Raw genomic sequence first — 15,400 nt, 5'->3', positions numbered from 1 at the left:
ATGGGGGCCCACGTTAGCGACCTTGACGTGTCCGTGGTGGTTCCTGCAAGGAACGCTGCCCGCTGGTTGGGCGAATGCCTGGAATCCATCCGTGCAGCGAAACCGCGGGAGATCATTGTCGTGGACGGTTGCTCCACGGACAACACCGTCGAGATTGCACGATCCATGGGCGCGCGCGTCCTCTCGGACGAGGGCCGCGGGCTGCCGGCAGCGAGGATGCTCGGCGTCCGGAGCGCATGCAGCGACGTCGTGGCACTGATCGACGCCGACGTCGTTCTTCCGGCGGGTGCTCTGGGCGGTCTCCTGGACGAGTTCCACGCCTGCGGCTATGACGGGCTGCAGTTCGCCCTGGTAAGCGAGGCGGACGGGCGTGGATATTGGGGCGCGGCCCTTGCCTGGCACCACCTTCACAGCCGGGTGCGCTCGTGGTTTGGCGTGTCCGCCACCCTGATGCGGAGGAAAGTCCTGCTGTCCGTGGCGTTCGATGACACCTTCCGGTCTGGCGAGGACATCGAGCTGAGAATCAGGCTCGAAGAGGCCGGCTACCGGCTTGGCGTTTCCAGCACTACGGCAGTGAGGCATCGGTTCATGGACTCGTTCGATGCCGCCCGTGACCAGTGGCTCCAGGACGGCGCCGGTTTGGCCCGAACCATCCGCAAACACCCCCGCCGCGCAGGCTGGCTTGGGGTCTTGCCGCTGCTGGCCACGATTCGCGGCATCGGCCTGTCGCTGCTGCACGCACCGCGTTTTCTGCCCTACTGGGTCTGTTTCCTGGTCTACAACTACAGGTCAATGTTCGGCGAATTCCTGCGCCCGTCTGGGACCGGGCACTCTGTGGGCGGCAATGCGGCGTGGCTGAGCGCGGCCAGGATCGCGCCGATGGCCACCGGATTCCTGTTCTGGGCGCTGGCGGCGATCATGCTGCCGCCCGCGCAGCTTGGCATGGGCTCCGCCGTGGTGGCCGCCGCTCTCCTCACGGTGCAGCTTGGGATGCTGGGCATCGGCCAGGCCACCCTCACTTTGCTCCCGGAGCAGCTTGATGGCGGAAGGCGGCTCATTGCCAGCAGCCTCCTCACTGTAGGGGTGGCCACAGTCGTCCTGGCCGGTGGTGTGGCCGGTGTGACCTATGCGCTGGGATCAGGCGTAGGCGTGGCCTGGAATGACCCACTCCTAACGGGGATGTTCGTGGCCACAGCGGTGTTCGCCACCGCTGCCTACCAACTGGATCATGTGGGTGTTGCGCAGGAACGCTCCGACCGGGCTCTGGTGAGGAGCCTCGCCCAGAGCCTGGTACAGCTTGCCGTGCTGGCTCTGGCTTTAGCCGCAGGGGTCCGGGACGTGGCCGTGGTGGTCGCAGCGGTGGCCACCGGCGCCCTGGCGAGCGTGATCCTCGGGCTGCGCCAACTCAACCGCACCGGTGCAGCACCGGACTGGAAGCACGGGCTCAGGCCGGGACCCGCCCTGCGGCTGCTGAAGCCGGGCTTGCCCAACCACGCGCTGATGCTCGCCGACCGCGCCCCCGGCTATCTCCTGCCGCTCGTCGTGGCTGCTACCCTCGGCCCGGCAGCAACCGCGTCCTGGTACATGGTGTGGATGATGGCCTCGGCGGTCTTCTTCTTTCCCCAGTCTTCCGGGTTCTCCCTGCAGACCGCGCTGGCCGGGGGCAGGTCAAAGCCTGGGCTGGTGTCCTCCGCACTCAAGGCCAGCCTCGTCCTCACTGTCGTCGCCGGAGCGATGTTGCTCATTGCTGGCCCCTACCTTCTCGGTTTCCTGGGCCCGGCGTACGCGGCGACCGCCATCCTGCTTCCTGTCCTGGTGCCGGCGCTGCTGCTGGGCTGCGTGACCCAGGTCTACTACGGTCTGTGCCGGGCCCAAGGCCGCCAAGCCGAGGCCACAGCCGTAGCCGTGTTCGCTGCCGTCCTCATCGTGGGGCCAGCCTCCCTTGCCGCCCGCGAATTCGGCCTCCTCGGTGTCGCAGCGCTGTGGTCCGCCGCCCAGGCGTCCGCGGCTCTGATTGCCGTCTGGCGTCTCAGGGTGCTGATGCCAGCAACCGCCAACGCTGAACAGGGTGCAGGTCGCGTCAGGGCCGGCAAACCAGCCGCGCGGGATCGAGTAACCATGACATCCGAACCTGCCTCGGCGGTGCCCACGGTGCCGTTGCCGCCGGCCCCGCAGCGGCACGCTGAAACGGAGAACGGCGATGCAAAACACGGCGGGACCAAGCGCATGGAAACTAAGCATGCTGAAACGAAGCACACTGAAACCAAGCACAGCGGCGCCAAGTACGGCGGTCCGGTGCCGCCCGCCGTCGTTCATCGCGGCCCCACATAGTTCGGCAGGACGCCCGTAGCCGGAAGCTGCGGTCCACACCGCAGCAACACGATAGTGAGGACTACCAAATGAACAAGCTGAAAAAACTCGGAACCCTGGGTTCAGCCGGTGTGCTGGTGACCGGCGGACTTTTCCTTGGCACCTCGCCCGCCGCCAATGCTGCGACCTGCCGGGCGGGCACGGCCACCCCGACCAACTCTTTGAGTGGATCAGTTCTAATCAGCACGAGCTTCGAAAACAATTCACTGCGCCCATTCGTTCCCACCACCGCGGGAACCGGAACGGCGACGGTCAGCAATTCCAGGGTCCACAGCGGGCTGTGCTCCATCAAGCTCCACGCCACCTCGGATGCCGGTTCCATGGCCAACATGGCGCTAAACCTTAGCACCGGCACCAAGAGGGTAAATGCCGACGCCTGGGTGAATATCACGGCGGCAGGCGTTGCAGGCAACAACGTTCCGTACGTCCGGTTTTTCTCCGGCAGCACCAGGGTTGCGGACGTGTACCGTTACAATGACACCGGCCAACTGTGGCTGCGGGTGACAAATCCCAACGGAACGTTCACCTACACGAGGCTGAAGTCCTCAAGCATCCCGCTGGGCACGTGGCACCGGATCCAGATGGAGGTCACGGCCAATGGCAGCAGCTCGGCAGTCCAGGTGTGGTTCGACGGCGTCCTCGCGTACAGCAGCCCAGTAACTCTCCGCGCCACAAGCCTGAGCAAGGTTCAATTCGGGGCCGAGCACTTCCGCCAAAAGGGCGACCAATACATTGATGACGTCGTGATCAAGAAGGTTTCCTAGCACCAATATGGCTGAAGGCTGCGCTCCGCCCGGCGCGCCGGAGTTTAGACTTTCATCCATGGCCATTTACCTGGATCCGCCTCTGTGGCCGGCGCACGGAACACTGTTTTCGCACCTGATCTCGGACACCTCCCTGGCGGAACTGCATGCCTTCGCCGCAGCCGCTGGAATAACTGAGCGGGCCTTTGACGGCGACCACTACGACGTTCCGGAGCGGCGCTACGATTCGCTGGTGGCCTCGGGCGCTATTCCCGTGGAAGCCCGGATTCTTGTCCGCAAACTCATTGCCAGCGGACTGCGGATTCCCGCCCGTGAACGCAACTCATCACTGAAAGTGCCGCTGCTGAAGCGCTGGAACGCTGTGCTGCCTGAGCACGAAGCGCTGTTCCTGGACCTATTGGACCGCTGGAGCGAACCTCACCGCAGGTATCACGGCTGCACCCACCTGCTGGCGGTGCTGGAGGCGCTGGATCTGCTCACGGCACCTGCCGAGCCGCCCCGGGCCGTGCTGCTTGCCGCCTGGTTCCACGACGCCGTTTACCACGGAATCCCGGGGCAGGACGAGGAAGAGTCCGCGCGGCTCGCCGAAGCCAGGCTTTCCGAGGCCGGACTGCCTGCCGCGGAAGCCGCTGAGGTGGCACGCCTGGTCAGGGTGACCTCCGATCACCGGCCCACTCCAGGGGACGACGGCGGCGCCCTCCTCTGCGACGCGGATCTTTCCGTTCTCGGCAGCGAACCCGGGCAGTACGCACGGTATGTGGCTGCCGTCCGGGAAGACTATGGGCACATCGGCGACGCCGACTTCGCTGCCGGACGGGCCGCCGTCGTCCGCCATCTGCTGGATCTGGATCCGCTGTTCCACACCGCCCGCGCCCGCCGGCTGTGGCTGGAGGCCGCACGGCGGAACCTGGCGGGCGAACTGGAGACGGCAGCCAGCTGAACCCGCCCCGGTGAGCTGCGGTAGCGCTCAGCGGTAGGCCGCGAACGGTGCATTCGTGGGAACGATCTGCTTGCCCAGCGGCATGAGCGAGACAGGAATCAGCTTGAGGTTGGCGATGGCCAGCGGGATGCCGATGATGGTCAGGGCCATGGCTATCGCCGTGACTACATGTCCAACGGCAATCCAGATGCCGGCCACCAGGAGCCAAATGACGTTGCCCAGCAGCGCAAACACGCCGTTTCCTCCCGGCTTGTCCACGACCATCCGGCCGAACGGCCAGAGCGTATAGGAAGCGATCCGGAAGGACGCGATGCCCCAGGGGATGGTGACGATGAGCAGGCAGCAGATCACGCCCGCAACAAAGTAACCGATGGCCAGCCAGAGGCCGCCGAACACGAGCCAGATGATGTTCAGGAGAGTCTTCATCTGACCATTCTGCTCCCCGGGACGTCTGCCGTCGCCCGGGGCTTTCCCTGACTTAACCCTGAAGTTGGCGGCGTCCCGCGAGGGATCAGGCCTTGGCGGCCGTGACAAAGGCGCGGATTTTTGCCAGATCCTTGATGCCCCGGGACTGTTCGACGCCGGAAGAGACATCGACACCCCACGCGCCGGCCGCCCGGGCTGCCTCTGCGACGTTTGCAGGATCCAGCCCTCCAGCAAGCAGCCACTTACGGCTGTCGAGGCCCTTGTCCCGCATGGAGCCGTAATCCCAGCTCTCCCCCGATCCCGGAACGGCCGCGTCCACGAGCAGCAGGTCTTCGCCCCAGTCCTCGAAGGCGTCCGGGGGCGCATCCATGGTGACGGCGCGTATGACCTTCATGCCGGCGTCGTGCCCGGTCATGACGTCCTCGCGGGTCCGGTCGCCGTGAAGCTGGATCCACTGCAGACTGGCCGCACGCGCGATGGCCACGGCGTCGGCAACAGGTTCGTGGCGGAAAACGCCGACGGCGGTGACACCGTCCGGGACGTCAGCGAGCAGTTGGGCGACGTGTGCAGGAGACACCGCCCGAGGACTCGCCGTCAGGACGAAGCCTACGGCGTCCGCCCCGGCATCCACTGCCTCCCGAATAGATTCAGGCGTACTTAGTCCGCACACTTTGACGAACATTCACCGGCTCCTCTGCTTGATGTGTGTCCCCCAACAGTTGTTCTCATACTGCGCTGACTTTACGCGGGCAGGGTGGCGGCGGCAACGAAGTGGCTCCGCCCCGCCCCATCGCACTGGGACATCCGGGCGCTGTTGCGCCGGGAGCGGCGTGTTTGGGAGCGGCGCGACGAGTAGAACTAGGCTGGGCGGATGGAGATCATTCGCTTTGCAGACCTCGAACCGGAACCCTGGCGCAACGGCGGAGGCGTCACGAGGGAGCTCGTGAGCCATCCCCTGGCTGCCTCCGCGCAGGACGGCGTCTGGGACTGGCGGGTCAGCATCGCGGATCTCACCAAGGCGGGCGACTTCTCGCCGTTCCCTGGGATGGAGCGGGTGCTGACGGTGGTTGAGGGCGAGCTCCTGCTGCTGAATGTCGGTGGCAGCGAACATCCACTCGAGAAGTACCGTCCCTTCCGCTTCTCCGGCGAGGCCGCGTCTTCGGCCACCTTGCCCACCGGCGACATCCGCAACCTCAATGTCATCACCCGGGCCGGGGCGTACAAGGGATACACCTCTATTGTGGAGCTCTCGAAAAAGCGGCCGCACCCGCTGTTCGCGGGCCAGCTGGGCGTTCTGCTCCAGGGCGAGGCGACGGCCAAGCCGGGCGCAGCTCTTGTTGATGCGGCCCCTGACGCAGCTGTTTTGGACGAGTCAGCCACAGGCGCGACGGCTGCGGCCGGAATAACGGAGACCGAAGATACGGGCACGGACGCCGGCCTGGGTGCCTCCGAACCACTGAGCCGTTACGACGCCGTGGTCGGCTCCGACACCCGGACGCCGGAAATCCTGGGCCGGGGATTCCTCGGTGTGGTGTCCATCGACGCGCTCCCGGCGTGATTCAAGTCGGCCGGCCCGCACCCCAGCAAGGTGGGCCGGCCGGGGCCCAACAGGTCAGCCTGCCCTTGGTTAGCGGAGCATTTCCACACTGGTTCCCTGCCCCTGCTGAACCTAGACTCGGTGCCATGACGAAATCAAAGTTCAACGATCTCCTCGCGCTCCAGATCGGCAACGAATTCGCAGCCTCGCAGCAGTACATCGCCGTGGCAGTCTGGTTTGCCGGCCAGGACCTCCCGCAGCTGGCCAAGTACTTCTACCGGCAGTCCGTCGAAGAACGGAACCACGCCATGATGATGGTGCAGTACATGCTGGACCGGAACCTTCCCGTCGCCATTCCGGGCGTCCCCCATGTCCAGAACAACTTCTCCAAGGTGACCGAGCCGCTGGCCCTCGCCCTGCAGCAGGAGAAGGACGTCACCAAGAGCATCGAGAGCCTCTTCAGGGCTGCTCGGGCGGAGGACGATGCACTGGGCGAGCAGTTCATGCTGTGGTTTCTAAAGGAACAGGTCGAGGAAGTCGCGTCGATGAGCACGTTGTACAACATCGCCGAGCGGGCTGAGAACCTGTTCGATATCGAAAACTTCGTGGCCCGGGAAACCATCGGCGACAGCGGGCACGACTCGTCCGCACCGGAAGCCGCCGGCGGAGCGCTTTAAGGACTGAATCGGTTTCAGGGACGCTTCGCTGGGGCCGGCTCCCTGGCCGACCGACTCCCGTGGCGGCCTGCATTAGAGTTCGCGCTCAACAGCCGCGGTGAGGTTGACCAGCAATGGTGGCCGCCCGCCGTCGAACGTTGCTATGGTGAAAAACAAGATCCCGATCAGCGGGTCTCCGGACGACGGTTCAGTACCCGGAATGCGACAAGACTGGCCAAAGGAGCCGTCATGTCGTGGTTGATCCTCATTTTCTCAGGCGCCCTTGAGGCGGTGTGGGCTGCGGCCCTGCACCGTGCCTTCCAGGTTTCGGGCCGCCGCCGCATCGCTCCCACCCTGCTGTTCCTTGCCTCCGTGCTGGCGAGCATGGTGGGCCTGGCCGTCGCCATGCAGTCCATTCCCACCGGGACCGCCTACGCGGTGTGGGTGGGCGTCGGCGTTGTACTCACATCCGCCTACGCAATCATCACCAAGGTTGAACGGCCGACGGCGGCGCGGCTGCTCCTGCTCGGCGGGATCGCCGCGTGCGTGGTTGGCTTGAAGGCGGTGGCGTGATGTCCCCCACAACTTCGGGCACGGCCTGGCTCATCCTGCTTGCGTCCGCCGTCCTTGAGGCGGTGTGGGCAACGGCCCTGGGGATGTCGGACGGGCTGACCCGGCAGGGGCCGTCGCTGGTTTTTCTCGCGGCCGCGGCGCTGAGCATGTACGGCCTCGGCCTGGCTGTGAAACGCATCCCCCTCGGTACCGCGTATGCCGTGTGGGTGGGGATCGGCGCGGCGCTGACGGTCGGCTGGGCCATGGCAACGGGCGCCGAACCCGTCAACGCGCTCAAGGTGATATTCATTGCCGGGATTGTCGGCTGCGCGGCAGGCCTCAAGCTCCTCCCTGCCAAGTCCGCGGGCAAGCAGTCCGGGGGCCGACCGGCCGTAAGCGATCCGGACGGGGTCAAGCCCGGCCCGGCATCCCACGGTGAATAGGGTGGAATAGACGCCCGGCTACCGGGGTTCTTGGCTGGGACTGCTGTTCAGCAAAGTCAGCGGTGAGGTCATGAAGAGGAGACTGGGATGACGAACAACTCGGCGGCAACGGTGCATCTGGGCGACGGCCTCAAGGTAAGCCCCTTGGGTTTCGGGGGCATGGCCCTCACTCCCGTGTACGGCGAGGTGAACCCGGCGGAGGCGCTGCAGACCCTGCATCACGCCGTGGACACAGGAGTGAGCTTCATTGACACCGCTGACATCTACGGCGGCGGCAGTAACGAGGAACTGATCGCTCACCTGCTCAAGGACCGCCGCGGTGAAGTCCAGCTCGCCACGAAATTCGCCCTGGTGGGAACGCCGTCCGCCGGCTACAGCGATATCCGCGGCGATGCACCGTATGTAAAGGCGGCTGTCGAGCGCAGCCTGCAGCGCCTCGGCACGGACGTCATAGACCTCTACTACATGCATCGGAGGGACGTCCGGGTTCCGATTTCTGAGACTGTGGGCGCCATGGCCGAACTGGTGCGTGAGGGCAAGGTCCGGCATCTGGGCCTGTCGGAAGTCACGGCCGAGGAACTCCGCGAGGCCAGCAGCGTCCATCCGATCGCCGCTGTACAGAGCGAATGGTCCATCTGGAGCCGGGATGTAGAGCGCAACGTGGTGCCGGCCGCGGCAGAGCTGGGCGTGGGCTTCGTGCCCTACTCCCCCCTCGGCCGCGGATTCCTTACCGGGACCGTGGACGCCTCCCAGCTCGGGGACAACGACTTCCGGCGCAAGATCCCCCGCTTCGCCGGCGACGCTATGGACGCCAACGAGGCCGTAGTGGCGGCCATCCGGTCTGTCGCCTCGGAGCTGGAAGCGACTCCCGCTCAGGTGGCGCTGGCCTGGCTGCTCGAACAGGGACAGCGGCTTGGACTGCCTGTCGTCCCGATCCCGGGCACCCGCAAAACCTCCCGCATCGACGAGAACCTGGGCGCGCTGGCGCTGGACCTGACCCCGACGCAGCTGGACGCGCTCGACACAGCCGCGGACGCCGTCGTCGGCTCCCGGTCCGCCGATCCGCAGTGGGTGTCCCAGGGCCGCGAGTAGGGTGCACTCCGGCACAGGTTGGGCGGCGCGCAGTCTTAAGCAGGAATGCCGTTTTAGGCAGAAACGCCGCGGTCTCCGCATTCCGATTCTGGAATCCGCGGAGGACGCGGCGGTGCTGCACAACGGCCCCCGACCGGTCTCCGGAGCTGAGAGTGTGTCGGGCCGCTGATGGTGCCTCCGTAGACTGAGGCGCATGGACACGCTCATTCATTCACTCCGTGACATCACCATCCGGCGCATTTCCGTCAGCGAGATGGACAACAACGTGTATCTGCTGACCGCCAAGGAGTCGGGCGCGCAGCTGCTGATCGACGCCGCGGACGACCTGCCTGCCATCCAGGCCCTGCTCGCGGACGCAGCCGCCGACACAGCGGCAACGCCCCGGCTGGAGCTGATCGCCACCACACACCAGCATTGGGACCACGTCCGTGCGCTTCCGGAGCTGGTGAAGGCCACCGGCGCCAAGACGGCGGCCGGAGCGGACGACGCCCCGGAGCTGCCCGTGCCGGTGGATGTGATGCTGGACCACGGGGACGTGGGCAACTTCGACGGCTTCGATGTGAGGGCCGTGCACCTCCGCGGGCACACCCCCGGCTCGGTGGCACTGGTCTACGAGGACCCCGAAGGACCGGCGCATATCTTTTCCGGTGATTCCCTGTTTCCGGGCGGCGTGGGCAACACCCAGAAGGACCCGACGCGGTTCAACCAGCTCATCACGGACGTGAGTGCGCGGCTGTTCGACGTCTACCCGGACGACACCGTGGTGCATCCCGGCCACGGCAGGCCCACCACCCTCGGCGCGGAGCGTCCGCACCTTGAGGAGTGGCGCGCCCGCGGCTGGTAGGCCGGCAGGACGTCGTGATTTACGTTGCGCAAAGTGATGTGCGCGGCGCATAATGCCGGCCGCTTGGGGAATTCCCCTAGCGACCGGCATTTTGGGTAGCATCAGCCAGTTAGCGACAGCTAGTTAGCGGCCACGGCGTTCGTTCGAAGCCGGAGCGGACGCGCGGCGGGGGCCGCTGCGCGCAGGACGGCCGGAGCCGCCGTTGCGCGAACCGTTAGAGCCCGAACCGCTGTTGCCGGTCCCGTACGAACCGCCGGAGGTTCCGCCGGTGTTCGAGGACCAGACAGCGTTGCTGCCGCCGGTGCGGGCACCGCTCGCTGCTGCGCGCTGTCCTGTTGCGGGGCGTCCGTTACGCTGGCCGCCGGTGGCTGCAGGACGGCCGGTGCCGCCGCGCGGAGCGCCGCTGCGGGTGATGCGGGAATCCGTCCGGCCCTCGGCCGCGCGTCCGTCCGAGCCGCGGCCGGCCGATGTCCGGCCGCCTGCCGCGGGGACGTCGTTGCGGTGGGTGCTGGCAGCGGCGCCGCGGCCACGGGCATTGCGGCGGGCCGCAGCTGCCGCAATGGCGCGGTCCTCGTTCTGCTCGCTGATACGGTCAGCCGCTGCGCGTGCCTCGGTGCGGCCTTCGAAGGCTGCTGCCCGGCGCTCGGCGCGCGGAAGATCCGTGCGGGACGCCTCGGACGCAACACGTCCGCGGCCTCCCCGCCCGCCGCGGCCACCCGCAGTGGGAGACGCCTGGCGGCGTGCTCGCTTGCGCTCCGCGTTGGCACCCGTCGAGGTGCCGCCGCCCGGCTGGGCTGTCTTGGCCGCTAGCAGTTGAGCACGGGTCCGGGGATCGACCTTGTCCGCGATGGCACCCACCAGCTCGGCAACAATCGGCGAGGTCGAGGTGACGCGCTCGAAGCTGACTTCGACGCCGGCAGCCTTCATCAGCTTCTTGACGTCTGTCTGCTGCTCCGGGAGGGTCAGCGTGACAACGGTGCCGTCGGAGCCGGCGCGTGCGGTACGGCCGGAGCGGTGCAGGTACGCCTTATGCTCGGTGGGCGGGTCAACGTGGATGACCAGTTCGACGTCGTCGACGTGGACACCGCGGGCGGCGACGTCGGTGGCCACCAGGACGCGGACGTCACCGTTTGAGAACTCGGCGAGGTTGCGGTCACGGGCGTTCTGCGAAAGGTTGCCGTGAAGATCGACGGCGGGGATCCCGGCGTCGGTCAGGGTCTTAGCCAGCTTGCGGGCGTGGTGCTTGGTGCGCATGAAGAGCACGCGGCGGCCGGCACCCGAGGCGAGCTCTACGATCAGCTGCTTCTTGACGGTCTGGTCGTTGACCACCAGCACGTGGTGCTCCATGGTGGTGACCGCGGCCTGGGGATCGTCCACTGAGTGGGTCAGCGGGTTGGACAGGTAGCGCTGGACGATCTTGTCCACGCCGTTGTCCAGCGTCGCCGAGAACAGCAGGCGCTGGCCCTGGCTCGGGGTCATGTCCATGAGCTTCTTGACCACCGGCAGGAAGCCGAGGTCGGCCATGTGGTCGGCCTCGTCAAGCACGGTGATCTCGACGGCTTCGAGCGTCAGGATGCGCTGGCGGATCAGGTCCTCCAGGCGGCCCGGGCAGGCAATGACGATGTCGACGCCGGCGCGCAGGGCCTTCTCCTGGCGTGCCTGGGAAATGCCGCCGTAGATCACGGTGGTATTCAGGCCGGCGGCCTTGGCCAGCGGTTCAATTGTGGCATTGATCTGGGTGGCGAGCTCGCGGGTAGGTGCGAGGACCAGGCCCATCGGCCGGCCCGGCTTGCGGAAGTACGGTGCTTCGCGCTCGGCGAGGCGCGCCACCAGCGGGATGGCGAAGGCGATGGTCTTGCCGGAGCCGGTACGGCCGCGGCCCAGGACGTCGCGTCCTGCCAGGGTGTCCGGCAGGGTCTTGACCTGGATGGGGAACGGGGTCTCGATCCCCTGTGCTGTCAGGGTGTCGGCGAGGGCCTTGGGCGTGCCGAGGGCAGCGAAAGTAGTCATGTGTTTATCAGGGTCTTTCGGGCGGTATCCACGTGGATATCGGCCCCCGAGCCGGTTGGCGCAGGGGGTCGCCGAGGAAAAGTCAGGTGATCAACCGGCCGTTGTTCGCGGCTGGGACCAATAGCGTTCATCGACGCAGGATGTGCCTCTCACATGAAAAAAGCCCACTCCCTGCACGGACGAATCCTGCGCGGGCTCCGGTTGATGGACCGGAACAAAGTGGGCATCACTGCACATCAAGTTCCCCCAGTCTAGCATCTGCGGCCCGCACTTCCCGTCAGGGGCCCGTGGAGGAGGCCGTTCGGGAGGCTTTCAGTGCCCCGGCTCCCCCGCCCGCCACTGCGGTGAGGAAGGCGTTAAGCGGAAATTACCTCGGGGGCGGAGACCGGAAACAACCGGCGGGCAGGATGGGCGTATGCCCGGCCGGCGGCCATCCTGCCGGCAAGTCTCCGCCGAAAGGATCTGCACATGATCTTGAAGAACCTTTTCCTCCAGGGCATCTTCCCCTTCCACGGAGCCGGGCTGGAAAAGCCGATCCCCATCCACAGCCAGCTCTCCCGCTACGTGCCCGACGGCGTGATCAACCAGACGCTGTATTTCCGCGGCGGCAACTCCTCCCCCGAGCTGATCACCGTGGTGCTGATGCGCGACGGGATCCCCATGCGCTACTTCCCCATCGGGGCCAGGGGCAACATCCACGTTCCGCTGCGTGTCGTGGAGGACATCGAGGGCGGCTCGCTGATCGAACTCAGGCTGCTGGCGGATACGGGAGTGAGCGGCTCCGTCGTGGTGGACCTGGGCATGGTGGAGCACTGATGACCACCCTGGTGAACCGCGCTCCCCGGACCAAGAGTGTGGATCCACGCCGCCGGCTCGTGGTGATCGGCAACGGCATGGCCGGGGCGCGCGCCGTCGAGGAGATCCTGGCCCGCGGCGGTGGAGTGCAGTACAGGATGACCATGTTCGGCGACGAGCCATACGGCAACTACAACCGGATCATGCTCAGCCACGTCCTCTCCGGCGAGGAGGACCCCGGCAACATCTTCCTCAACTCCCTGGCCTGGTACCAGGAAAACGGCATCACCCTGCACGCCGGCGTCCGTGTGGAACGAATCGACCGGTTCGCCAAGCTGGTGTTTTCCGACGACGGCCGGGCCACGCCGTACGACGTCCTCGTGATCGCCACCGGCAGCAGGCCCCACCTCCCGCAGATGGACGGGATGCGCACACCTGGCGGCCGGCTGTTGCCCGGAATCTTCGCCTTCCGCACCATTGACGACACCCGGACCATGGTTTCCCACGCCCGGCAGGACCACCATCACCGCGCCGTGGTCATCGGCGGCGGACTGCTGGGGCTGGAAGCCGCGCGGGGGCTGCAAAGCCATGGCATCGGCGTCGACGTGGTGCACTCCGGCGGGCACCTGATGAACGCACAGCTGGGGCCCGACGGCGCCGCCGTCCTGCGCCGCAGCGTGGAAGCCCTCGGCATCCGGGTTCACACGCGCAGCCGCACCGCTGCGGTCCTCGGTAAGGACAAGGTGCGCGGCGTCCGGCTTCGGGACAGGGACAGGGACACTCACAGGGACATCGAATGCGACATGGTGGTGGTCGCGGCAGGCATCCGCCCCAACGTGGAGATAGCGGTCACCAGCGGGCTGCCGGTGGAGCGGGCCATCGTGGTGGACGATTCGATGCGCGTCCCGGATGAGGACGAGATCTACGCTGTCGGCGAGTGCGTCCAGCACCGCGGCGAGGTCTACGGCCTGGTGGCCCCGCTGTGGGAGCAGGCAGCCGTGCTGGCGGACCAGGTGACCGGCGCCAACCCCAAGGCGGCCTACCTGGGCACCCGGACCGCCACCAAACTCAAAGTGGCCGGCGTCGACGTCGCATCCATGGGGCTGCAGGCCCCCGAACGCGATACCGACGAACACGTCCTGTTCTCCGAACCGAGCCGGGGAGTTTTCAAGTCGATCGTGATCCGGGACGGCAAGATCGTGGGCGCCACACTGCTCGGCGACAGCCGCAAGGTGGCATACCTGACGCAGGCGTTCGACCGCGGCCTTCCGCTCCCCGAGGAGCGCATCGCACTGCTGTTCGACGTCGGCGGGCCGGGCGAGGAAGCGGGAGTCGCCGAACTCGACGGCGGCGCCCAGGTCTGCAACTGCAACGGCGTCAGCAAGCAGGCGCTCATGGATACGGTGAAGGGCGGCTGCAGCACCCTGGCCGGCGTCATGGACACCACCCGGGCGGGCAAGGGCTGCGGCTCCTGCAAGCTGCTGGTCCGCCAGGTGGTCGAGTGGGCCGCGGACGGCGCTGTGGAGGAGGATCCCGCGGCCCGCTACTACGTGCCGGGCATTCCCCTGGAGAAGGCCGAGCTGATGCAGGCCATCCGCGGACAGGGGCTGCGCTCCGTCTCCGCGGTGTTCGCGGCGCTGGCTCCCGGCGGTACCGAGGACGCCAAGTCGAAAATGGGCCTGGCCTCGCTGCTGAAAATGATGTGGGCCGCGGAGTACATCGATGAGCGTGACGCCCGGTTCGTGAACGACAGGGTCCATGCCAACATCCAGCGCGACGGCACGTTCTCGGTGGTCCCGCAGATGAAGGGCGGCGTCACGTCACCGGAACAGCTGCGCCGGATCGCCGACGTCGCAGACAAGTACAAAGTTCCACTGGTGAAGCTAACCGGAGGGCAGCGGATAGACCTGCTTGGCATCCGCAAGGAAGACCTCCCCAAGGTGTGGGCCGATCTCGACATGCCGTCCGGCTATGCCTATGGCAAGAGCTTCCGCACCGTGAAGACCTGCGTGGGGCAGGAGTTCTGCCGCTTCGGAACCGGAGATTCCACGAAACTGGGCGTGGAGATCGAGTCGAAGTTCCAGGGCATTGAGTCGCCGGCCAAACTGAAGCTGGCTGTATCCGGTTGCCCGCGGAACTGCGCCGAGTCGCTGGTGAAGGACGTGGGTGTGGTGGCCGTGGAGGGCGGACGCTGGGAGATCTACGTGGGCGGTGCGGCGGGGGCACATATCCGCAAGGGCGACCTGCTCGCCACCGTGGACGACCCCGAAACCGTCAAGCTGCTGGCCGGCCGGTTCATGCAGTACTACCGCGAGCACGCCAACTGGCTGGAACGGACCTACACGTTTGTGCCGCGGGTAGGGATCGGGCATCTGCGTTCGGTGATCGTGGAGGACTCCGAGGGGCTCGGCGCGGAGCTGGATGCCGCCATGCAACGGTCTATCGAGAGTTACGTTGACCCCTGGACCGAACGCGACGATCCCTTCACACCAGGCCAGTTCCGCACTTCGCTGCCCCTCGAGGTCCTCCCCCAGGTGCCGGTCCGATGAGCGCGTGGCCGTCCACAGGACAGGACGCAGGACAGGACACAGGAGCGGGGGCTGATCCGGACGCCGGTGCGGACACAGGGCTGCACGTCCTCGGTCCGCTTGAACAGGTTCCCGTGGGCGAGGGACGGGCCTTCGCGGTGGCGGGCGAGCAGGTTGCGGTCTTCCGGCTGAGAGACGGCACGTTCCGGGCGGTCTCGGCAGTCTGCCCGCACAAGGGCGGCCCGATCGCCGACGGCACCATCGACCAGTCCGAGGTGATGTGCCCGCTGCACCAGCACGCCTTCGAGCTGGCCACCGGATGCTCAACCACCGGCGCCGGCCCGCTGCGCAGCTACGCGGTCTCCACCGACGGCGGGGGAAACATCGTCCTGCAGCTCCCTAAACCACCCGCCCCGGCGAACCCAACTCAGTAGCACTTGTGG

15 protein-coding genes and 1 riboswitch are annotated in these 15,400 nt (G+C 66.8%); of the genes, 12 read left to right on the top strand and 3 right to left on the bottom strand.

Going from position 1 to position 15,400, the window contains the following annotated elements; all coding sequences use genetic code 11:
• From ACIP9X_RS15510 to ACIP9X_RS15500, 3 genes are all read left to right on the top strand, one after another.
• Nucleotides 1–2,331: a glycosyltransferase gene (locus tag ACIP9X_RS15510; protein WP_400480637.1), complete on the top strand. Its 2,331-nt coding sequence runs from the start codon at nt 1–3 to the stop codon at nt 2,329–2,331.
• Between the two features lie 68 nt (nt 2,332–2,399).
• The gene (locus ACIP9X_RS15505) at nt 2,400–3,134 is read left to right on the top strand and encodes a hypothetical protein (RefSeq protein WP_400480636.1); all 735 of its coding nucleotides are present in this window, start codon (nt 2,400–2,402) and stop codon (nt 3,132–3,134) included.
• A gap of 58 nt (nt 3,135–3,192) precedes the next feature.
• Nucleotides 3,193–4,074 (top strand): DUF4031 domain-containing protein, encoded by an 882-nt coding sequence (locus ACIP9X_RS15500; protein WP_400480635.1) that lies wholly within the window; start codon nt 3,193–3,195, stop codon nt 4,072–4,074.
• 27 nt (nt 4,075–4,101) lie between these two features.
• On the opposite strand, the gene ACIP9X_RS15495 is transcribed toward ACIP9X_RS15500, so the two are convergent.
• Entirely contained in the window at nt 4,102–4,500 is a 399-nt protein-coding gene (locus ACIP9X_RS15495; RefSeq protein WP_400480634.1) for a YccF domain-containing protein, read from the bottom strand.
• Between the two features lie 85 nt (nt 4,501–4,585).
• Nucleotides 4,586–5,182, bottom strand: a complete 597-nt coding sequence (locus ACIP9X_RS15490) for a phosphoribosylanthranilate isomerase (RefSeq protein ID WP_400480633.1) — start codon at nt 5,180–5,182, stop codon at nt 4,586–4,588.
• A 189-nt stretch (nt 5,183–5,371) separates the two neighbouring features.
• On the opposite strand from ACIP9X_RS15490, the gene ACIP9X_RS15485 reads away from it, so the two are divergent.
• From ACIP9X_RS15485 to ACIP9X_RS15460, 6 genes are all read left to right on the top strand, one after another.
• Complete coding sequence (locus ACIP9X_RS15485; RefSeq protein WP_400480632.1) at nt 5,372–6,058, top strand: HutD family protein; 687 nt, start codon at nt 5,372–5,374, stop codon at nt 6,056–6,058.
• A gap of 125 nt (nt 6,059–6,183) precedes the next feature.
• On the top strand, nt 6,184–6,714 hold the full coding sequence (locus ACIP9X_RS15480) for a ferritin (RefSeq protein ID WP_400480631.1): 531 nt from the start codon (nt 6,184–6,186) through the stop codon (nt 6,712–6,714).
• A gap of 153 nt (nt 6,715–6,867) precedes the next feature.
• Nucleotides 6,868–6,933: riboswitch (guanidine-III (ykkC-III) riboswitch) on the top strand.
• Between the two features lie 9 nt (nt 6,934–6,942).
• Nucleotides 6,943–7,266 carry a DMT family transporter gene (locus tag ACIP9X_RS15475; protein WP_400480630.1) on the top strand — a complete coding sequence of 108 codons (324 nt, stop codon included), beginning with the start codon at nt 6,943–6,945 and terminating at the stop codon, nt 7,264–7,266.
• Entirely contained in the window at nt 7,266–7,688 is a 423-nt protein-coding gene (locus ACIP9X_RS15470; protein WP_400480629.1) for a DMT family transporter, read from the top strand. Before ACIP9X_RS15475 ends, ACIP9X_RS15470 begins: the two co-directional genes overlap by 1 nt.
• 87 nt (nt 7,689–7,775) lie before the next feature.
• Complete coding sequence (locus ACIP9X_RS15465; RefSeq protein ID WP_400480628.1) at nt 7,776–8,780, top strand: aldo/keto reductase; 1,005 nt, start codon at nt 7,776–7,778, stop codon at nt 8,778–8,780.
• 193 nt (nt 8,781–8,973) lie between these two features.
• Nucleotides 8,974–9,624 carry an MBL fold metallo-hydrolase gene (locus ACIP9X_RS15460; protein WP_400480627.1) on the top strand — a complete coding sequence of 217 codons (651 nt, stop codon included), beginning with the start codon at nt 8,974–8,976 and terminating at the stop codon, nt 9,622–9,624.
• 123 nt (nt 9,625–9,747) lie between these two features.
• Here ACIP9X_RS15460 and ACIP9X_RS15455 read toward each other — a convergent pair whose 3' ends face one another.
• A complete protein-coding gene (locus ACIP9X_RS15455) occupies nt 9,748–11,634 on the bottom strand; it encodes a DEAD/DEAH box helicase (protein WP_400480626.1) in 1,887 nt (628 codons plus the stop codon).
• A 468-nt stretch (nt 11,635–12,102) separates the two neighbouring features.
• Between ACIP9X_RS15455 and ACIP9X_RS15450 the strand changes: the two genes are divergently transcribed.
• From ACIP9X_RS15450 to ACIP9X_RS15440, 3 genes are read left to right on the top strand one after another with little or no spacing between them, the layout of a single operon-like run.
• Nucleotides 12,103–12,450, top strand: coding sequence for a molybdopterin oxidoreductase (locus ACIP9X_RS15450; RefSeq protein ID WP_400480625.1), 348 nt, complete (start codon nt 12,103–12,105; stop codon nt 12,448–12,450).
• Nucleotides 12,450–14,978 carry a nitrite reductase large subunit NirB gene (gene nirB / locus ACIP9X_RS15445; protein WP_400480624.1) on the top strand — a complete coding sequence of 843 codons (2,529 nt, stop codon included), beginning with the start codon at nt 12,450–12,452 and terminating at the stop codon, nt 14,976–14,978. The genes ACIP9X_RS15450 and nirB overlap by 1 nt, the downstream gene beginning before the upstream one ends.
• Entirely contained in the window at nt 14,975–15,391 is a 417-nt protein-coding gene (locus ACIP9X_RS15440) for a Rieske (2Fe-2S) protein (protein WP_400480623.1), read from the top strand. Before nirB ends, ACIP9X_RS15440 begins: the two co-directional genes overlap by 4 nt.
• Nucleotides 15,392–15,400 lie beyond the last annotated feature (9 nt).

The organism is Arthrobacter sp. NPDC093125 (assembly GCF_044754225.1).
Lineage (GTDB): Bacteria > Actinomycetota > Actinomycetes > Actinomycetales > Micrococcaceae > Arthrobacter.
Note: the sequence above shows the minus strand (reverse complement) of the source record. Positions and strands in the feature narration are given on the sequence as shown.